13 protein-coding genes are annotated in these 21155 nt (G+C 41.5%); 12 read left to right on the top strand and 1 reads right to left on the bottom strand.

The window, feature by feature from the left end; translation table 11 throughout:
- The 8 genes from E5S67_RS17765 to E5S67_RS17730 form a co-directional block, all read left to right on the top strand.
- Positions 1-638, top strand: a 638-nt coding sequence (locus E5S67_RS17765; protein ID WP_172189486.1) for an aromatic amino acid lyase, incomplete at its 5' end; no start/stop codon positions are given.
- Between the two features lie 232 nt (positions 639-870).
- Positions 871-1203 (top strand): hypothetical protein, encoded by a 333-nt coding sequence (locus E5S67_RS17760; protein WP_172189484.1) that lies wholly within the window; start codon positions 871-873, stop codon positions 1201-1203.
- A 7-nt stretch (positions 1204-1210) separates the two neighbouring features.
- Complete coding sequence (locus E5S67_RS17755) at positions 1211-2773, top strand: class I adenylate-forming enzyme family protein (RefSeq protein ID WP_172189483.1); 1563 nt, start codon at positions 1211-1213, stop codon at positions 2771-2773.
- A 135-nt stretch (positions 2774-2908) separates the two neighbouring features.
- Entirely contained in the window at positions 2909-4030 is a 1122-nt protein-coding gene (locus E5S67_RS17750; protein ID WP_172189482.1) for a 3-oxoacyl-ACP synthase III family protein, read from the top strand.
- A 139-nt stretch (positions 4031-4169) separates the two neighbouring features.
- On the top strand, positions 4170-4925 hold the full coding sequence (locus E5S67_RS17745; RefSeq protein ID WP_172189481.1) for an SDR family oxidoreductase: 756 nt from the start codon (positions 4170-4172) through the stop codon (positions 4923-4925).
- A gap of 225 nt (positions 4926-5150) precedes the next feature.
- On the top strand, positions 5151-10598 hold the full coding sequence (locus E5S67_RS17740; RefSeq protein WP_172189480.1) for a trifunctional serine/threonine-protein kinase/ATP-binding protein/sensor histidine kinase: 5448 nt from the start codon (positions 5151-5153) through the stop codon (positions 10596-10598).
- 485 nt (positions 10599-11083) lie between these two features.
- Complete coding sequence (locus tag E5S67_RS17735) at positions 11084-12358, top strand: hybrid sensor histidine kinase/response regulator (RefSeq protein ID WP_172189479.1); 1275 nt, start codon at positions 11084-11086, stop codon at positions 12356-12358.
- 258 nt (positions 12359-12616) lie between these two features.
- Positions 12617-14359 (top strand): putative bifunctional diguanylate cyclase/phosphodiesterase, encoded by a 1743-nt coding sequence (locus E5S67_RS17730; protein ID WP_172189478.1) that lies wholly within the window; start codon positions 12617-12619, stop codon positions 14357-14359.
- A 987-nt stretch (positions 14360-15346) separates the two neighbouring features.
- Here the strand turns inward: E5S67_RS17730 and E5S67_RS17725 are convergent.
- The gene (locus E5S67_RS17725; protein ID WP_172189451.1) at positions 15347-15499 is read right to left on the bottom strand and encodes a hypothetical protein; all 153 of its coding nucleotides are present in this window, start codon (positions 15497-15499) and stop codon (positions 15347-15349) included.
- On the opposite strand from E5S67_RS17725, the gene E5S67_RS17720 reads away from it, so the two are divergent.
- The 4 genes from E5S67_RS17720 (at position 15482) to E5S67_RS17705 (ending at position 21127) form a co-directional block, all read left to right on the top strand.
- A complete protein-coding gene (locus E5S67_RS17720; RefSeq protein WP_216670544.1) occupies positions 15482-16114 on the top strand; it encodes a tyrosine-type recombinase/integrase in 633 nt (210 codons plus the stop codon). The genes E5S67_RS17725 and E5S67_RS17720 overlap by 18 nt on opposite strands.
- Before the next feature lie 283 nt (positions 16115-16397).
- A complete protein-coding gene (locus E5S67_RS17715; RefSeq protein ID WP_172189477.1) occupies positions 16398-17660 on the top strand; it encodes a hypothetical protein in 1263 nt (420 codons plus the stop codon).
- A 240-nt stretch (positions 17661-17900) separates the two neighbouring features.
- On the top strand, positions 17901-18905 hold the full coding sequence (locus E5S67_RS17710) for a phytoene/squalene synthase family protein (RefSeq protein ID WP_172189476.1): 1005 nt from the start codon (positions 17901-17903) through the stop codon (positions 18903-18905).
- A 92-nt stretch (positions 18906-18997) separates the two neighbouring features.
- On the top strand, positions 18998-21127 hold the full coding sequence (locus E5S67_RS17705) for an NAD(P)-binding protein (protein ID WP_172189475.1): 2130 nt from the start codon (positions 18998-19000) through the stop codon (positions 21125-21127).
- Positions 21128-21155: the final 28 nt, after the last annotated feature.

Genomic DNA, 21155 nt, shown 5'->3' with positions numbered 1-21155 from the left:
CTAGCTATCACGGCGGCAATTTCTTAGGGCAATATATTGGCGTTGGGATGGATCGGTTGCGCTATCTTTTAGGTCTGCTGGCTAAGCATTTGGACGTGCAAATAGCGCTGTTGGTTGCACCTGAATTTAATAATGGTTTGCCGCCTTCTCTGGTTGGCAATACAAGCCGTAAGGTCAACATGGGATTAAAAGGTCTGCAAATAGCTGGAAATTCCATTATGCCGCTGTTGACTTTTTACGGAAACTCAATTGCTGACCGCTTTCCCACTCACGCGGAACAATTCAATCAAAATATCAATAGCCAAGGATTCGCTTCAGCTAATTTAGCTCGTCGCTCAATTGAATTGTTTCAGCAATATATGGCAATTTCCCTAATGTTTGCCGTCCAAGCTGTTGATTTGCGCACCCATCAAGTCGCTGGTCATTATGATGCACGGGAATGTTTGTCGCCACTTAGCTTACCGCTATATGAGGCTGTGCGCGAAGTTGTGGGACAGCCGCCAAATGTTGAAAAATCTTACATTTGGAATGACAACGAGCAATCTTTAGATATACACATTGCCATGATTGCTGCTGACATTGCACAGGAAGGACGAATTGTGCAAGCTGTGAACCAGATTTTATCAAGTTTGAAGTAGGAAGCAGAAAGGGAAGGGGAAGAAATTTGGCAAACAAATATTTACATTATTTCATTTCCTTTTTCCCTCTATTTTTATGTGTAAAACAGGTCATTTGTAGCTAAGAATAGCCTGCAAAACGGCGTAAACAATGAGTTAAAGATTTAACTTGTTAAGAGCTGCTTGTCCCTTAGACAAGTAGTCCCAATTGCGACTGCAAAGGATTGTTAAACATTACTAGAAAGGCACAAAAATGGTTACTCACAATATTTCAGCTAACATCTCTAAAACTACTTTTCAGGTAGATATTTACCCAAATAAAAAAGCAGATAGATTCTCAAATCAGCAACACTTTTTGACGGATACTGTTCGCCAGTGCGTCAAAATTTATCAGCTTGAACCGAGGGATTGGCAACAATTTTATCAAGCAATTCATCCTGGTTGCACGGAGGATGTTTCCTCAGAAAAAAAAGAGCGCTCAAAAGCTTTAGGTAGTGGTTTTCTATTTGCCTTAGCGACAGTCCAGCAGTGCATCCAAATCATGCACACAAAACCTATTGTTTGGCAGCAATTTTACCGAGGATAAAATAGGGATGAATATTGCAGATCATATCGAGAGAGGGTGTAGATTTTTTCCTCAGAAAACGGCTTTAGTTTTTGAAGGCAAATCTTTTACTTACAAGCAGCTAAATCAATTGGCAAACTGTGCTGCTAATGGTTTGCAAGGATTAGGAATTAAACGGGGAGATTGCGTCGCTCTCTTCCTGCCTAATGTTCCCGAATTTATCATCTCTTATCTCGGCATCTTAAAGATTGGTGCTGTCGCAGTTTCGATCAATGCGATGCTCAAAACAGATGAAGTTCGGTTTATTCTCAATGACTGTGCTGCTAAGATAGTAATTGCGACAGAATCATTGCGAATGCAAGTGCCCGATGATGATTTAGCTTACCTTCAATACATTTTGATTGTTGAAGATGGAGTTATTAAGCCGCCGAGCGTGGTTGTTAGCCACTCTTCTCATATTTCTGGAAGTAAGCTGAGTTTAAGCTGTAAAGAAATAAGTTTGTTACAACTGATAGCTTTAGCTTCTGCTGAAGCTAAAGCTGTTGAAATGGAACCCACAGATCCCGCTGCAATTATCTATACATCGGGGACGACGGGTTTTCCTAAAGGAGCTGCGCTTTCTCATGGCAATGTGACTTCAAATATGCACTCTGTCAAGCACTGCTGCGGTATGAGAGCTGAAGATCGGTTGCTTTTGTATTTACCATTGTTCCACTGTTTTGGTCAGAATTTCATTCTAAATGCGGGATTGAATGCTTGTGCGACTATCATTTTGCAGCGCAGATTTTATCCAGCAGAAGTTTTGAAGGTAACGGCTGCGGAGCGGATTACAATGTTTTTTGGAGTCCCGACTGCCTTTGCCAAGCTGTTAGAAATGTCGCCGGATGAATGCAACTTTAACTCAGTACGCTATTATTTTAGTGCTGCTGCCAGAATGCCATTGGAAGTTGTAGAGCAGTGGCAAGAACAGTATGGTCTGGTGATTCATGAAGGGTACGGTTTGACGGAAACTTCGCCTTTTTCTTGTTACAATCATTACTTGAAATATAAGCCTGGTTCGATTGGGATGCCAATTGATAATGTGGAAATGAAGGTGGTGGATACTGAGGGTTCAGAAGTTGATGTCGGGGAAGTTGGCGAGATTATTATTCGCGGGCCGAATGTGATGTCGAGCTATTGGAACCGTCCCGCTGAAACTGCCGAAGTTATGTCAAATGGTTGGTTTCATACTGGAGATTTGGGCCGGATGGATGAAGAAGGCTATTTCTACATTGTTGACCGCTTGAAGGACACGATCAATGTTTCTGGCTTTAAGGTTTATCCGAGTGAATTGGAGCGGGTAATATCTCAACATCCAGCAGTGGCGGAAGTGGCTATCTGTGGCGTTCCTGATAGAGTAAAAGGTGAGAGAATTTTGGCGAATATTGTTCTTAATAATGGGCAAGTTGTCGCGCCAGAGGATGTGATTTCTTTCTGTTCTAAGCAGATAGCTGCTTATAAGGTTCCTCATCTTGTCCGGTTTGTTGATTCGTTGCCGAAAAATGCGACTGGTAAGGTTTTGAGGCGAGTTTTGCGCGAGGCGCATAGTTAATTTGCTTGTAGTTAAGAAAGAGATAATTCTTAGCTAATGAGCATTAAATTTGCTAGCTCTAGGAGTTAGAGCCGAGAGCTGCCAAATGTCCAAATTTCCATGTTCTTTATTTCTGTTCAAATGAGTTTTGTCAAGATGAATCAAGCTGTAGGAATCCGAGCAATTGCAGTTAATTTTCCAGAGCGTGTACGTACTAACGATTACTGGAAAAAGAATTATCCAGGGTTCTTAGCTGAGCTTGAGCAAAAAAATCAAAAAGTGCGACTGTTTGATAATGATTCCCAAGAAAATGCTAATTGGGTACAGGCAGTAAAACCTTATCGGGAAGATATATTTAGGGGATCCTTAGAAAGAAGAGTTTTGGCTGAAGGCGAAACGTCTATTTCTCTTGAATCTGGAGCAATTGAAAAAGTTTTGCAAGCCAATAAATTAGAAATCAACGATGTTAATTTGCTGATTTCTTGCGCGATGTTTCCAGAAGAATTAGTGATTGGGAATGCTACTCACATAGCACAAAAGTTAGGCTTTCGAGGTGTCGCTTGGAATTTAAATGCTACCTGTGGAGGCGCTCTTCTAGCCTTAGAAAATGCTGTTGCGTTAATCAGAGACAAAAGATTTAATAGGGTATTAGTCTCCTTATCCTGCAATTATTCCAAGCACATAGAGTATACCAATTCTTTCTCATTCACGCTTGGAGATGGAGCCGCCGCTTTTATTGTTGAGAAACTAGAAGAAGGACAAGGTTTACTCCATTCCTATTCAACAAACACTCATGATACCTGCGGAGTAATTTATCCCAGATTTACGGTAGATCAGATGGGAAATCCAAAGGTGTTAATTACAATCAATAAAGATTTAGTGAAATACGCGACTTCTTTATTCATTAAATACTTCCAGCAATGCTGCCGAAAAATCCTGTTTGAATCTGGAATTGCAGTCGAGGATATAGACTACTTCATTTTTTACCCACCAGCAGCAGGTTATGTCGATTTTTGTGCTTTAGAACTGAATGTACCTAAAGATAAAATCATTGACATTTTTCCCAAGTATGGCAACATTTCCGTAGTGTCGGCTATGGCTGCTTTATATCATGCAGCCGCCTTGAAAAAAATCAGAACAGGCGACTTAGTGATGATTTATTCTCACGGTTTTTCTGGCAGTTCTGTCGCCAGTATTATGCGCTGGGGCGATGTGGTTCTAGGGTCTGCTCCGACCCTCTCAGAAAATTTAATAGCCACACTTGTAGGCGCAGGATAATGCAGTAGGTAACTTCTGCATATAGTGGCTTTTGTCCAAGCGCTTTTGGGCAAATATAAAGCCGTTTCAGGGGTAAGCAATAGGAAGTTTCTTACTCCTCACATTCCGTAAACTCTTAGTCATTAAAAGGAAATAAAACATGGTCTTTACAAGTGAATTGAAGGGAAAAGTCGCATTGGTTACAGGAGGTTCATCAGGCATAGGTAAGGCAACAGCATTTGCATTTGCACGCGCTGGAGCAAAAGTTGTAGTTGCTAGCCGACGAATTGCTGAGGGAGAAGAAACTGTACACCAAATATGTGAAAGAGGTGGTGATGCTATTTTCATCACAACAGATGTGTCGAAAGCTACTGAAGTGGAGGCACTAATTGACAAAACAGTGGGCTTATTTGGTCGCTTGGATTATGCCTGCAATAATGCTGGTGTTGTAAAGTTCGGTTCTCTGACGGAACATTCAGAAGCAGACTGGAGCAATATAATCGACGTGAACCTCAAGGGACTTTGGCTCTGCCTCAAGTATGAGATCCTAGCGATGCTCAAACATGGCGGCGGTGCGATCGTGAATATAGCCTCTGGTGCGGGCCTTGTTGGTGGAGTCGGTCATGCTATTTACTCGGCTAGCAAAGGCGGAGCTATTTCCCTGACAAGAGCAGCGGCGCTAGAATACGCTAAGTCTGGTGTTCGTATTAATGCGATTAGTCCCGGCCCTGTCAAGACCAATATGCTAGATAGTTTACCTACAGAATTAGTTGCCCAGCTCGAAGTAGAGCAACCCATAGGACGGATCGGCAAACCGGAGGAGATTGGTGATGCAGTAGTCTGGCTATGCTCGGACAAGGCATCATTCGTCACAGGTCATAATCTGGTGATTGATGGGGGATATACCATCCAGTAAGTTATATCCGAGTTTGGTTGCTTTCGTTATCATTCGATTTTGCATCTAATAACTAGATTTTTGTCAATACTTAAGATTTAATTAATTAAATCTTAAGTTTTTGTTTTATATTGAAAGTAATCTTCGATACAAAGGTAAAATATCAAGAACTGATAAGATGATATATCAACTCAGGGTTCATCAGTATCATGCTTTTGCACTACTGTACTCCTTTAAAGATATACAATGAGAACCCCTCTACCCGGATACCAACTGATCTCCCCCATCCACGAAGGTACAAACACCGTTATTTATCAAGGTCGCTACGAGGGAGAACGCACTCCTGTCATCATTAAAACCCTCAAAGCCGAGTATCCGACTCTAGAAGAAATCGCCCGAATCAGGCACGAATATCAAATCCTCCACTCTTTAAACATCCCAGGCATTATCAAGCCGATCGAATTAAAACCTTACGAACACGGACTTGCCCTGATTCTAGAAGATTTTGGCGGACAGCCCCTCAAACAATATATTAACTCCCAAAAAACTAACTTAATTAACTTTCTTCTAATCGCCCGTCAACTCGCCCAAATTCTAGGAGAACTGCATCAAAACCAAATTATCCACAAAGATATTAAACCCCAAAATATTCTCATAAAACCCGAAACTAGGCAAATCAAACTTATTGACTTTAGCATCGCCACCCGCCTAGAAAAAGAAAATCCTACTATCAGTAATCCCAACTACATCGAAGGTACTCTCGCCTATATGTCTCCCGAACAAACTGGGAGAATGAATCGGTCAATAGACTACCGCACAGACTTTTACTCCCTTGGCGTTACCTTCTACGAAATGCTTGCGGGTCAACTACCTTTTAATTCTAACGACCCAATGAAATTGGTGCATTGCCACATCGCAAAACAACCCAAGTCACTAAATCAGCTAAATCCAGAAATTCCCAAAACGGTTGTTGACATCGTAATGAAATTATTAGCAAAAACTGCTGAAGACAGATATCAAAATGCTCGCGGACTTTTAGCCGATTTAGAAGAATGTCTTAAACAAGTAGAAGAATCTGGACAAATTAAAGATTTCACAGTAGGTAAATTGGATAGATTCGGTCAATTTCTCATTCCTCAAAAACTATATGGACGAGAAACAGAAGTTGCAACCCTAATGGCAGCCTTTGAACGAGTTGCAGTTGGCTCAACAGAAATGATGCTTGTCAGCGGTTATTCAGGGATTGGAAAAACCTGTGTTGTGCAAGAAGTTCATAAACCAATAGTACGACAGCGCGGTTATTTTATCGGCGGCAAATTTGACCAATTTAAAAAGAATATTCCCTATGCAGCCTTGATTCAAGCTTTTCAAGAATTAATCCGACAACTGTTAACAGAAAACTCTGAAAATATAGGAATTTGGAAAGAGCAGCTTGTAAAAGCTTTGGGACAAAATGGACGGGTAATTATCGACGTAATTCCCGAAGTAGAACTGATTATGGGCGAACAGCCAGAAGTTCCCAAACTAGGGCCAACTGAATCTCAAAATCGTTTCAATCGGGTTTATAAACAATTTATTCATGTATTCACTAAGCCAGAACATCCGCTTGTTCTGTTCCTAGATGATTTGCAGTGGGCAGATTCAGCGTCTCTGAAGTTGCTCCAACTCTTGATAACAGACACCGATAGCGAATATCTGTTACTAATAGGAGCTTATCGAGATAACGAAGTCAGCGCAACTCATCCGACGATTCAAACCATTGAAGAGATTGAAAAAACAGGTGCGGTTGTAAATAATATCGTCCTCCAGGCTTTAGATATTAGCAACGTCCGTCAATTAGTAGCCGATACTCTTCAGGGAGATAAGTCAAGAGAATTAGCAGACCTACTCTTCAATAAAACTCAGGGGAATCCCTTCTTTTTAACACAACTTTTCAAGACTCTACACTCTGAAGAACTGTTAAACTTTGATTTTATCAAAAGTTGCTGGCAATGGGACATCAAGCAGATTCAATCCCTGGGAATTGCTGATTATAATGTTGTTGAATTAGTAGCAAGAAATATTCAAAAACTACCAGAAGGTACGCAACAAATCTTACAATTAGCTGCTTGTATCGGCAACCGCTTCAACTTAGATGTCTGCGCGATTGTTAATGAAAAATCACCGCTAGAAACAGCCGATGATTTGTGGTCAGCACTTCAATCAGGTCTCATTTTGCCCCTCAGTAACGACTACAAAATTCCCCTAGCTTTTCAGTCAGAACAACAGGAGAACCTACTTTTTGATGAATCGAGAGTTGGCTATAGATTTTTACATGATCGGGTGCAACAAGCAGCCTATTCAATGATTCCTGAAAATCAGAAAAAAGCAACTCACTTGAAAATTGGCAAGCTATTATTGCATCAATACGAAGAAAATTCCCTGGAAGAGAATATATTTGATATTGTGAACCAGTTGAATATAGGCGTGGAATTCATCACGCAGCAGTCAGAAAAAGATGAACTTGCCAACTTTAACTTAATAGCTGGACGAAAAGCAAAAGCAGCAACAGCTTATGAAGCTGCTGTCAGATATTTGAATCTGGGGTTAGAACTTCTGCCGGAATCTAGCTGGCAAAGTCACTACAATTTGAAGCGGAATCTCCACTTAGAAACACTAGAAGCCGAATACCTCAATACTAACTTTGGACGAGCGCAACATTTATCGGAAATTGTTCTGTCACAAGCTAAAAGTCAGCTAGAAAAAGTGAAAGTTTATGAACTCAGAATTCCATTTTATTTACAGCAAAACCAACCACAAGAAGCACTAGAGACAGCTTTGCAAATCCTAAAGATGCTGGGAGTATCCCTCCCTATAAATCCCACAAAATTTAGTATTATGATGGGATTGATTAGCAACAAAATAGCAATAGGCGGTAAACAGATTGAGGATTTAGCTTTTCTCCCTTTAATGACTGACCCATATAAGCTTGCAGCCATGCGGATATTAATCGCTGTAATCCCGGTGGCTTTTCTGGCAAATCCTATGCTGTTTCCGCTGATTGTATTTAAGATGGTCAATGTTTCTCTCCAATATGGAAATTCACCTCTGTCTGCTTACGGGTATGTGACTTATGGAATGCTGCTTTGTGGTGCACTATCTGATATTGATTCTGGATATCAATTTGGAAAACTGGCTATGATGCTAGTAGAACAATTTGATGCTAAAGAACTCAAAGCTAAGATTGACTTTATGTTTAATTGTTTTATCAGGCACTGGAAAGAACATATTAAGGAAACAACACAACCTTTACTAGAAGCATTTAAAACCGGATTAGAAACAGGAGATGTAGAATATAGTTGTTATTCAGCTTGTAATTATTCTCACCACAGTTATTGGAGCGGTGAGCACCTAGAATCTACCGTTAAAAAATACATTAAATATACTAATTTAATGCTTGAATACAAACAGTTTTTGATTTCAGATCAAACAAAATTAGGTCGTCAACTTGTCTTAAATCTACTAGATCAATCAACAGATAAATTTACATTCGTTGGCGATGGATTTGATGAAAATGAAATTATCCTTACCTGGAAAAGAACTAATCATTATACATTTATTGCTTATTTTTATCTTTTCAAGTCAGTGCTTTTTTACTTATTTAAAAAATTTACTAACGCTGTTGAAGTTGCAGGTTTAACAGAAAAATACAAAGAAAGTCTGGGTGCGCTCATTCATTCATCAGAACACAATTTCTACTATTCTCTAGCCCTCCTCGCGCACTATCCCACCACCACAAAAACCGAACAAAAACAATATCTGAAAAAAGTAACATCCCATCAAAAACAAATGAAAATCTGGGCAAGTCACGCCCCGATGAACTTCCAGCACAAATACGAACTTGTAGAAGCCGAAAAAGCGCGAGTATTGGGACAAAACGAGACAGCAATAACCTACTACGAACGAGCCATCAATGGAGCCAAAGAACAAGGATTCATCCAAGAAGAAGCCCTCGCTAACGAACGCGCTGCCGAATTTTATCTAGCCCTCGGTAGAGAAAAAGTCGCCAAAACCTACATGACTGAAGCCTATTACTGCTACATTCGTTGGGGAGCAGTCGCCAAAGTCCGAGACTTAGAAGAAAGATATCCCCATCTCATCTCCCGCACGCAGCAGTCTGAAACTATCAGCCTTGACCCCACTAGCACAACCACCTCAAACTGGACAACAACCTCTACTTCAAGCCATTCAACAGCACTTGACCTCGATACAATTATGAAAGCAGCACAGGCATTGTCTGGGGAAATTGTTCTCAGCGAACTGCTAGGTAAATTAATGACCATTCTCATAGAAAATGCCGGAGCTACTCGCGGCTCATTGCTCACACAACCAACTTTTTCATCTAACCAAAGTGAGAATCAGTGGGTGATTTCAGCCACCGGCATCGTGGAAGGTAACGACCTCACCGTATTGACCAATCCTCAACAACCAGAAGAGGAAAATATTTCCGTTCCTCTACTAGGAAATACAGTTCCAGCCGCAATTATCAACTACGTTGCCCGCACTAAAGAAACAGTCGTTTTAAACGATGCCAGCCACGAAGGTATCTTCAAAAAAGACCCCTACATCCAACAAAATCAGCCCAAATCAATCTTGTGTACACCCCTGCTCAATCAAGGTCAACTTACAGGGATTATCTATCTCGAAAATAACTTGACAACCGTCGCCTTTACCGCTGACAGACTCACAGTCTTACAAATGCTATCGGGACAAGCTGCCATCGCTATTACTAATGCCAAACTTTACGCAGAAGTCAATCAACTCAACCAAAGCTTAAAACAAGCCAATCAACAACTTGCAGCATATTCGGAAACCCTAGAACAGAAAGTTGAAGAACGAACCACCGAATTAAAAACAGCTCAAAAACAAATAGTAGCCTCTGAAAAACTCGCCTCCCTCGGAGCGCTCACCGCAGGTGTTGCCCACGAAATCCGCAACCCTCTCAACTTCGTCACCTCTCTTGCTACTCTCTCAGAAGACTTAACATCTGAAATCGCAGAACTAATAGACCGCCAATCCCAAAATTTAGACTCAGAATCCCTGGAATTAATTAACGAAAATCTCACTTATCTTAAGCGCAACGTATTAGAAATTAACCAACAAGGGCAACGGGCAGACAGCATTATTCAAAGTATGCTAATGCACGCTCGCAGCGACGGCAGTAACCGCCAAAAAACCGACATCAACGCCCTCGTAGCTCAATCCATACAATTAGCTTACCACAGCATCCGTGCCAAAGATAAAACATTCAACCTTACCCTGAAAACCGACTACGACCAATCAATTGAAGAACTAGATGTCGCCTTTTCCGACCTCAGTCGCGCCTTAATTAACATCATCGATAATGCTTGCTATGCCTCCCATATTAAACAATTTAAAGTGATCGGAGATTTCACTCCCACAGTTTCTATTACCACTAAAAATGTAGGCACTGCAATAGAAATTCGCATTCATGATAATGGCATCGGTATTCCTAAAGAAAATCAACAAAAAATATTCCTCCCTTTCTTCACTACCAAGCCTCCCGGACAGGGAACAGGTTTAGGTTTATCAATCACTCACGATATCATTGTTGGACAACATCGAGGCAATTTGGAAGTGCAAACCGAACCCGGAAATTACACGGAATTTATCATTACTTTGCCCAAAAGTTAAAGAGCTTTGGCGCACGATAGAGGCGCTAAAACACTACATCAATAACTTTACTCGAAGTTTGAGACCGCTTCTACACAAACCCAACCCACCAGCACGGCTTATAATTATACAGTGCATCTTAAGTAGCAATACTTCGGACAGTTTTTGGAACGATATTACAAGCTTACGCGGGGCAAGGATCATAAAAAAGTCGAATTAAATGCCGCGTCAGGGGGGAGCTGACATTGATTTAATTATCCACAGTGGCTCAAAGCTAAGTGAGAATAAGCCATTGGGCCCTATAAAAACTGTCCGGACTATTGTAAGTAGATCCCTTTAATTAAAAGTAAAAGACGGATGACTAAAAAGCTGATTGCATAAGTCTTCTTCCTTCTTTCCGACTACATTCTCATTAATTAATTTAATCTTTTACAAAATTTAAACAACGCGCTATAGTAAGCTAATGACCCTAGTTATTTTTACCATAGGATACAGAATAGCTCCCCATGACAGCCAAAATCCTAGTCGTCGATGATGAACAACTTTTAGAATACGTCATTCAACAAAAATTCAGGCAAAAAATTCGGGTCAAAGAAATTGAATTTGTCTTTGCTCACAATGGCAGAGAAGCCTTAGAAAAAATTGCAGAATCTCCACCATTTGATTTAGTGCTAACTGATATTAATATGCCCGAAATGGACGGGTTAACTTTACTAGAAAAACTCTCAGAAATCGACAATACATTAAAAGCAGTCGTCATCTCCGCCTATGGAGATATGCAAAATATTAGAACTGCCATGAACCGGGGAGCGTTTGACTTTTTGACAAAACCCATTGATTTTCAGGACATGGAAATCACCATCCAAAGAGCCTTAGAAACTGTCAAACAAGTCAGACAAAATTTAACAGAACTTCAAGAGGTACAAACTCAACTCATTCAAAACGAAAAAATGGCTTCCGTCGGCCAGTTAGTGGCCGGAGTTGCCCACGAAATTTACAATCCCATCAGCTTCATTATAGGAAACATTGAACACGCCGAAAGCTACTTTCAAGAATTGATGACTGCTCTCAATATTTATCAAGAACACTGCTCACTAAATAATCCAGAAGTACAAACTCAAATTGAAGCTCTTGACCTCCCTTTTCTCTTAGAAGACTTGCCACAAATGCTCAGTTCTATGAAAGAAGGAACTGAGCGCATTCGGGGAATCAGCGTTGCTCTGAGGACTTTTTCGCGGGCCGATACTAAATCAAAAGTTCGTTTCAATATCCATGAAGGAATTGATAGTAGCTTATTAATTTTGAGACATCGGCTCAAAGCGAATGAGGGTAAACCCGAAATTCAAGTGCTAAAAAACTACGGAGAATTACCCCCAGTAGAGTGTTATCCCGGACAGTTGAATCAGGTGTTTTTAAATATTATTGCTAATGCCATTGACGCATTGGAAGAGTGGGATTCAGGGCGGAGTCGCGATGAAATTAAGGCGAAGCCTAATTTTATCAGGATTCGCACTTTCCTTACCGATGAGAGTGAAAAAATTATCAAGAATAATTCCGCTTCTCATGTTATAATTTCTATTGCTGACAATGGGATGGGGATGACAGAAGAAGTGAAGGGGCGGGTATTTAACCACTTATTTACTACAAAATCTGTGGGTAAAGGGACGGGATTGGGTTTATCAATTTCGCGGTCTATTGTTGAAGAAAAACACGGGGGATGGCTCAGTTGTAACTCTACACCAGGCGAAGGAACGGAATTTATTATTGAAATTCCCACTTAAGGGTTGGGAACTGATAAAGTCAACACTTACGCACAGCCGAGAAACCGGGTTTATTCGTAGATTTATAGTGAGAATCTTCAATTTTTTAAATCGACCCGGTTTAGGAGCGTAAGTCCTCAAAATGAGGAATTTTCTGTAGGAGCAGTGCTTTCCTGCCTGCCCCAAACTTACTTACGCTGCAACCCCAGGGGGCAATCACAGGAGATTGTCCTTACAAGAGAATTCACCTCCTGGCTACTTGCTAACAAGAGTAATTCCATGACATCTAAAATCTTAGTAATTGATGACGAACCACTTTTAGAATATCTAATCCTTCAGCTATTTCGGCGTCAAATCAGCACTCAAGAATTTGAGTTTGATTTTGCCATTAATGGAGTGCAAGCTTTAGATAAATTGCACGCTAATGGCTCTTTTGACTTGGTGCTAACTGATATTAATATGCCCGAAATGGACGGGTTAACTTTGTTAGAGAATCTGCCAGCTATTGACCCGACGCTCAAAGCTATAGTGGTTTCAGCTTATGGGGATATGCCAAATATTAGGACAGCTATGAATAGGGGCGCTTTTGATTTTTTAACGAAGCCAATTGATTTGAATGACTTAAAAGTTACCATTAATAAAACTTTAGAGTTTGTGCGATTTGCTAGGAAAAAAGAGCAGGAACTTGCTACAGCGAATGCACAAATTCGCTACCAAGCATTTTACGACGAGCTGACAGGTTTACCTAACCGTAATTTGCTCTTAAAGGAGATGCGTAGTGGCAGGAATTCTATAATAGAACTGGGTCATTTAGAAGCTATTTTACTGCTGACTCTTAACCGTTATCAAATTGTTAAATATAGCTTAGGTCATTCTAGAGGAGAGCAGTTGCTAGTAGAAGTAGCACGGCGGTTAGAGGCTTGGGCTTTGAATATGAATCTTATAGCAAGAGTGGGAGAAGATGCTTTTGCGATTTGGCTGCCAAATATTACTAATTCTCAGTTAGCTTTAGAGGCAGCAGAAAACATTCGTCAAGCATTAAAAATACCGTCTAACTTAAATGGAACTGCGGTCTTTTCTAGCGTTAGTATTGGCATTGCTTTAGGTGCAATTGCCACGCAAGAGCCGGAAGATTTACTGCGAGCGGCTGACGCGGCTAGACATGAGGCTTTTGTTCGGGGTGCTAGTAGCACTGTTGTATTTGATGCTGGTATGCAGTCGAGAGCTTTAGAACAACTCCAGTTGGAAAATGACTTGCAAAATGCAATTAATTTACAACAGTTTTACCTGAATTACCAGCCCATTGTATCTTTTGTAACTGGTCAAATAGTGGGCTTTGAAGCGTTGGTAAGATGGCGGCATCCGACCCGCGGCTTGGTTTCTCCTAGCGAGTTTATTCCCGTGGCGGAAAGAACGGGTTTGATTGTGGCACTAGGGGAGTGGGTACTGTCGGAAGCAGTGGCTTGTTTAAGTAAATGGCAGTTGCAATTTCCTGACTATTTGCCTTTAAATATGAGTGTTAATTTATCGGGAATTCAGCTATTTTCTCCAAATTTGTTACCGCTTTTAGACTCACTGCTGCGAGTGCATAACTTAAAAGGCGAATTTTTGAAGTTAGAGATTACCGAGAGTGTTTTAATGGAAAATGCTGAGGAGGCTGCTGGGGTGCTAGAGCTATTAAAAGCTCGTCAGGTTAAGGTGTGTTTGGATGATTTTGGTACTGGTTATTCAAATTTGTCTTACTTACAATTGCTGCCGATTGATACTCTCAAAATTGACCGCTCTTTTGTTTGCTGCCTGGAGGAAGGAGGAAAAAATTTGACTTTGCTGCAGGCGATTTTAAATCTGGCGAGTTCTTTGGAATTAGAGGCAATCGCAGAAGGGGTGGAGACGCAAGAGCAACTAATTATACTCCGTTCTTTGGGATGCAGTTCCTATCAAGGGTACTTGTTTTCGCGACCTTTGGAGGAGGCAGGGGCTGTTGCTATGTTGAGTGCTGCAACGCTCTTGAGCGATCCTTAAGCGGCAGATATTTCAACGCTAACTAATATAGCCTATTCCTAGTTTATTGAGTACCGTGTCAGCCGCTGCTAAACCAGCTTTTTAAGTGCTTAGAATTGACAAAATAAGCGTGCAGTAGCCAGCAAACTATCTACTATTTGGGTAGTGGTTGGCGAGAACTACTGTAAAAAAGCTTTCAGTTGTGACACCCTAATTCTATAGGATTAAAACCAGAATAATAGGGTGATACATTCAGGATACATAAGTTGTATTGTCAATAATCTCAACTCTTACGGCCTTTTAGCTATCGTACAACCAATCATTCTCAGACATCTAATTATGCTTAAGATTAATCTTAACGTTTGCAAAAAATCTGCACATAAACTCTAACTTTTGTGTTAACCTTTGCTGAAAAATTAGGTTTTTCGTAAGTGTGGAATTTGTTACTTGCCAGTAAGTCGGTAGGCAGAATTAAACTGAGCTATATAACAGTATGTAAACAGGGTTGACTTAGCCTCGCTTAAGTAGGTAAGCGGGATTAAACCGAGCTATGTAACAATATGTAAACAGGGCTAACTTAGCCACGCTTAGGGAATGTGGATACTTTACAATCCTTAACATAATTGGGTTTTACAGCGCCTACCTACTTAGGGCATTTGGATACTTTACACTCGTTTACATAATTGCATTTTACAGCGCCTACTTACTTAGCAGAGATAGGTTTTGTGTAATTCCTGGATTTGCTACTGGCGGATGACCGGACAATGTGAGTACAACTCCGCCACGTTGTTCGGTGGAAGGTTTTTGGTTGGTCTGGTAAATCAGCGATTACGTTTTTCTGAAAATTGAGGACGATCGAAAGGAGGTCAGCCTGTCAAAAAGGCGTTGCTGATTTAGGATATGAAAGGCTAAATATGCAAGTCATAGAAACCAGTATCTACAAAGCTTTGGGATTTTTAAGTGATTCTTTTCATACCCTGATTAAGTAACGCCCCTTAACCAAACATATCAACCCCCCGGAGCGATCGCCCGAACCAAACCCTTCACCCCATTCACCCACCGCATTAAGAAATACTCCCGACCGATGCAGTAATGCAGTATTTGCGGCAAACTCTCAGGTGTCGGGTCGGTATACACGCCTGCATGAAGATTGAGGGTCACGGACAAGCCAAAATACTCACTCAAGAGGAAATCGAACTCTTATTTAACAAAGGTTTGCAAAGCGACCGCGATCGCGCCCTCTTTGGAATTTGTCTGTACACCGCCTGCCGCATTGCCGAAGCGTGCAGCTTGAAAGTCATCGATGTTTTCACTCCGGCGGGCGTCATCCGCTCCGAAATGATCATCCGCAAGGGCAACACCAAAGGTAAGTTCGGCACTCGCACTATCCCGATCATCCAAGAGTTGAGGCTGCTGTTAGAAACCTACAAACATCCTGAACACCCCTACCTATTCCCCAGCCGCCACCTCAATCACCGCTGGAAACACGCAAACCCGGAAGCCGCCTCTCACCTGTTCCAAGAAGCCTGCGAACGAGTTGGCATCATCGGCGCTTCCACCCACAACCTCAGAAGGTCAGCACTCACTCAGATGAGCAACGCGGGGATTCCATTGCGGATTATTCAAGAAATCAGCGGCCACCGCAACCTAGAACAATTGCAGAAATACTTAGAGGTTAGGGCACAACAAGTCAGAGGAGCGATCTCTTCACTTTCCATGCTTTCTAACACTAGAAAACGCTCGTTACCCGGTTGGCAGCGGTCTGCTAGTTTATGACGATCGCCCCCAACCGCCGCGATCGCTCCATCTCCGCCTACCAGTGCAGTAATGCAGTAAGTTTGACCGACTCCGTTGTCGGGTCGGGTATAAACCACAGGTCGCACGTCAACGGTCACGTGAAGTATGGGTGGGTCGCGAGCTCAGTTTGCTTTATCGAGCGAACGATAAACAGTTTGTAATTGAGAAAATTGGCGTTAAGAAAGCTCGATCCGATCGGTATTTGTGATATGAGTGAAATAAAAGAAGTTTGCAAGCTAACTCACGATGAGGTTATGAAGGAATGAATGTTAACAGCGCCACTCAACTTCTGCAAACAGGCTTTCGCACAGCACTAGGAGCAAGCAGCGCGATCGCGGAACTGCTCCATAACCCGCAAAAATTAGTAGACATACTCGCACAACCGCCACGCTCGCCAGATCGACTCCTCCAAGACCTTGCTACCAGAGGCGAAAGCATAGAACAAGAAGCACATAAATTTGGTGAGACATTTTTATCGGGCGGCAGTAACCATTCAAAACCTCCACAATATATTGAACGAGCTAACGAGCAATGTTTTCTACAACCCTACGATATCAAAGGCACAAACCTTTATGGATTTGTGTTAGAAGGTTCTTTGCCTCAACTCCAGAATTTGTGCGACAAATACCTCAATAATTTAACCAGCGGACAAATCGAGTACCGCCCTGCCACACACTATATCCTACTAACCTTTGGAAGTATAGATTCCCTGGCTTCTAGAGAAAAGCCCGATCGCGACAGAGGTTACATCGACGAGCAGGAAGTTGTGATTTGGGTCTTGACTGCGGTCGGTCAACAACGTGGCTCCATCTTTCAAATAAACCGCTTTGCTTGGTTCGTACCCTACATATTCGTCAGCAATTCACCAGCTTTAGCTTCAGGTCGAGAGGTTTACGGCATCCCGAAAGAAATTGCAAGCTTCAACATTCCCTCAATCGATCGGTTACAAGACCCCTTCAGTTTGCACACTTATACGTGGAAAACTTTAACTGCTCAAACAGAAGCAAAATGGGAACAGCTAATTAAAGTATCGCAGAAAAATGGAGGTAGCGAAAGCCAGCCACCTAAAATATGGACTAGCTATTCAGAAGCAGTTGCAGAAATTGCCCAACTATTTTTCGGTAGCGACAGCATCATGAAAATTCCGGGCTTAAGCCTGCCACTTAACCTGCTTGAATACCTGCTGCAATATCGGCTAAATGCAGAAATTCCTGTAGTCATGCTCAAGCAGTTTCGCGATGAAAAAGACGGCAAACAAGCTTGCTATCAAGCGATCGTAGAAATTCCCATGAAAGTGTCCAAATATCATGCAGGGCGACTCCTAAGTTTCGGTTCTACTCGTGGTTCTCAATATGAGGTCACAATCTACAATTTTGCCAGCCACCCCATTGTCACAGAATTGGGCTTGCAAAAAGGCAAGCCAGAGCCAGAACAACCAGTAAACATACAGCCGAATCTGGCTTTCTGGCTCAACTTTGATTTCACAGTCGAAAATGGTACTGCGGTTTGGAAAGCGCATTCTTAGATTAGGCTTTTTCTTTCTGAGTCAATTTGTATAGGGGCAGAAATTTTGATTCCTTTTTGTAATCTTAACTACTTGCCATCTCTCTTATTGTAGGATACATTATTTACCAGGATTTTCGACAGACTGAGGTCTCTGGGATGCAAAGGCGCTTCAGGACTCAATATCTTAATACAATCAGGGGCACGAAGCATGATAACGTTTTATCTTTTGCACGAACAGAAGAAATACCTAGAAGAGTTCATGAATAAAGTTTCTCGGTCTTTTGCATTGGTAACTCCTTGTTTTGAAGAACCGTTAGATGCTTTTATGGCCACGGCATATCTAATTTTTCGCGTTGCTGACAACATTGAGGATTGCCAACATTCCTTTAGCTGGCAGCAGGCTCGTTTTGATGAATTTCAGCAACTGCTAAAGGAACCAGCTTTTGCCTCCAATATTTTATCTAGCTGGTCGTCAGAAAATTGGCCGGGACTCGATGCCGACCAAAAGCAATTAATGAATCTGGAAAATGGACTAATGTTATGGCAAATTTATGCACTAATACCAAACGATGCTAAAGCAATTATTCATTGCTGGGCTTCTGCAATGGTTGAGGGAATGAAACAAGTGCTAGATTGCCAACAGGCTCCTGTTATGGTAACGCGCAACGGGATCAGTCTCCCAGCCCAAGAAAACGACTACAATCGTTATTGCTATTTTGTAGCTGGCATAGTTGGTCATATGGGGACAGAGTTAGCTATCAACCATTACCAATTCAACTTAGATGTTGCAGCTTGCCTTCTAGCAGGTTGTGAAACCTGCGGCGAAGCATTGCAAAAAACAAACATTATCAAGGATTTTCCTGAAGATTTGGCTAATGGTATATGCTATTTACCTGATGTATGGATACAAGAAGTCGATGATTCACCACTCTTGCTGAAGGGAGCTCCCAAGAATTGGACGCAAAAAGTTCTTACAAATGTGATGGTTGAGCTAAATAAGTCTGTCGGTTATATAATGAAGATTCCCTATGAAGCTGTGGGCTATCGCTTGGCTAGCTTAATGTGCCTACTTCCTGCTTATCAGACGCTATTGTTTGCCGCGCAGCAACATGATAAATTATTCACAGCAGATCATTCCGTGAAAATTTCTCGTAGTTGCTTCTCGCAGTGTATTGAAGATGCTAAGTCGATGGTGCGTGATAATGATGCACTACTAAAATACAGTCAGGAATTGCAAAAATCTGTAAAATATGCGTTCAAATGAAAGACGACAGGATTTGAACAGGTTTTGGGTGCAGCTAAATTAGAAGATTGATACACTACTTTTGCAGGGAAAAAGAAATCCTGGCTGAAACTATGAAAAAAAAGAAAATCGCAATTTTAGGAGGGGGTATGGCTTCTCTTACAGCAGCTTTTGAACTGACAAGTCAACCTGATTGGCAGGAAAAATATGAGATTATACTCTATCAAATGGGGTGGCGTCTGGGTGGCAAAGGTGCGAGCGGACGCAATATGAATGCCCAAGCTCGAATTGAGGAACATGGCCTACATATCTTGATGGGAGTTTACGAAAATACCTTTCGAGTTATGCGTCAGTGCTATCAAGAATTAGGACGGAGTGAAGACATTCCACTTGCTACCTGGCAGAACGCTTTCAAGCCACACAATTTCATTGCATTTCCTGAATATATCAACAAACAGTGGGTACTTTGGCCCTACGACTTCCCAACAAATAATTTACTGCCCGGAGAAAGTGATAAATTGCCCTCTGTTTGGGAGTCTGTTTGCTTGCTAGTCGAGTTTATGGTCGATCAATTTAAGAGTTCATCCTACTTATTTAGCACTCTGTCTGACGGCGAAAAATTATTGGATTTTACAGGGATTCCCGAGTCGATAAAATCTCTACTGAAAGAGATGAATATTCACTTAGAAATTCCTAATGTCCCTTATGAAATTGGTTTATTATATATTGCTCAAAAATTAGTTCAGAAATTGCCACAAGAGCCTAAAACGCACCGAGCTATACAACACCATGCTCTGCTTTGGTGTCTGGGTCAATTCAGAAATTGGCTTTTCCGAATTGTTGAGGAAATAATAGAAGCGCACCACAAGTTTCGTCGCCTGTGGATACTTGTAGATTTAGCATACACCATCATCCAGGGTGTAATTGTGGACGGTATTATTTTTGATGGCTTTAATGCTATTGATGACTATGATGTCCGGGAGTGGTTGAGCAAACATGGGGCTTCTGAACTTAGCGTCAATTCGGCACCAGTGCAGGGTCTTTACGACCTTGTCTTTAGTTACGAGAACGGTAATGTCAATCAACCAAATTTAGCGGCTGGAGCTGCGCTTCGTTGCTTTCTACGCATGACTCTTACCTATAAGGGTGCGTTTTTTTGGAAAATGCAATCTGGTATGGGAGATACAATCTTCGCACCACTTTACGAGGTACTCAAGCAACGGGGTGTTAAGTTTAATTTTTTCCATCGTGTCAAAAATCTGAAGCTTTCTGAGGACAAAAAGACTATTAAAACGATCCAAATTAGTCGCCAAGTTACGCTTAAAAACAATGTTTACGAACCGCTTGTTGATGTTAACAAACTGCCCTGTTGGCCGAGTTCTCCTCTCTACGATCAGCTTGTTGAAGGGGAAGAACTTAAATTCAGGAAAATTAATCTAGAATCTGCCTGGATGTCGTGGGACGATGTGGAGGATATCGAGCTCAATGTAGGAGAAGATTTTGATTCTGTGGTTCTGGGAATTTCTCTAGGAGCACTAAAATATATCTGCCAAGAGCTAATCGAAGCTCGCAAAGAATGGCAGCAGATGGTAGAGAAGGTCAAGACTGTTCAAACCCAGGCACTTCAGCTCTGGCTAAAACCTACCTTACCAGAATTGGGCTGGATGATGCCTAATCCTGTTATAGATGCTTATGCACATCCCTTTAACACTTGGGCTGATATGAGCCATCTCAATGTCTCTGAGGGTTGGTCTTCAGAACATTATCCAGGTAGTATTGCTTATTTTTGTGGTCCTTTGGAAGAGAGCGAGGAAATTCCAGCCTTTGTAGATCGTTCGTTTCCTGACCAAGAAATGAATCGGGTCAAAGAAACGGCTCTTAAGTGGTTTCAGCAAAATATTGCGATTTTATGGCCTAAAATAACCCTACCCAAAAGTTCAGATATTCTGAATTGGAACTTACTTGTTGACTCAAAAAATGGTAATGGTTTAGAACGATTTAATTCTCAGTTTTGGCGGGCAAATATTGAGCCTTCTGAGCGTTATGTAATGTCTCTAAAAGGAACTACAAAATATCGCCTCAAACCAGACGCATCCGGCTTTAATAATCTTTACTTAGCTGGTGACTGGACACTTAATGGGATTAATATTAGCAGTCTTGAAGCAACTGTTACTTCAGGTATGCAGGCATCTAGGGCAATTTCTGGGTTTCCTCAAAAAATTGTGGGTGAATCAGATTTTTAAATTTTGACTGGTAAAATGAAGAATCAGA

It is taken from the genome of Microcoleus asticus IPMA8 (genome assembly GCF_013179805.1).
In the GTDB taxonomy this organism is placed as follows: domain Bacteria; phylum Cyanobacteriota; class Cyanobacteriia; order Cyanobacteriales; family Microcoleaceae; genus Microcoleus; species Microcoleus asticus.
The sequence above is the reverse complement of the archived record's forward strand: the minus strand, read 5'-3'. Positions and strand labels throughout refer to the sequence as shown.

Bases quoted from the DNA above. Each gene is read 5' to 3' on its own strand.
- E5S67_RS17760 (WP_172189484.1), top strand. From the start codon at position 871: ATGGTTACTCACAATATTTCAGCTAACATCTCTAAAACTACTTTTCAG.
- E5S67_RS17755 (WP_172189483.1), top strand. From the start codon at position 1,211: ATGAATATTGCAGATCATATCGAGAGAGGGTGTAGATTTTTTCCTCAG.
- E5S67_RS17750 (WP_172189482.1), top strand. From the start codon at position 2,909: ATGAATCAAGCTGTAGGAATCCGAGCAATTGCAGTTAATTTTCCAGAG.
- E5S67_RS17745 (WP_172189481.1), top strand. From the start codon at position 4,170: ATGGTCTTTACAAGTGAATTGAAGGGAAAAGTCGCATTGGTTACAGGA.
- E5S67_RS17740 (WP_172189480.1), top strand. From the start codon at position 5,151: ATGAGAACCCCTCTACCCGGATACCAACTGATCTCCCCCATCCACGAA.
- E5S67_RS17735 (WP_172189479.1), top strand. From the start codon at position 11,084: ATGACAGCCAAAATCCTAGTCGTCGATGATGAACAACTTTTAGAATAC.
- E5S67_RS17730 (WP_172189478.1), top strand. From the start codon at position 12,617: ATGACATCTAAAATCTTAGTAATTGATGACGAACCACTTTTAGAATAT.
- E5S67_RS17720 (WP_216670544.1), top strand. From the start codon at position 15,482: ATGAAGATTGAGGGTCACGGACAAGCCAAAATACTCACTCAAGAGGAA.
- E5S67_RS17715 (WP_172189477.1), top strand. From the start codon at position 16,398: ATGAATGTTAACAGCGCCACTCAACTTCTGCAAACAGGCTTTCGCACA.
- E5S67_RS17710 (WP_172189476.1), top strand. From the start codon at position 17,901: ATGAATAAAGTTTCTCGGTCTTTTGCATTGGTAACTCCTTGTTTTGAA.
- E5S67_RS17705 (WP_172189475.1), top strand. From the start codon at position 18,998: ATGAAAAAAAAGAAAATCGCAATTTTAGGAGGGGGTATGGCTTCTCTT.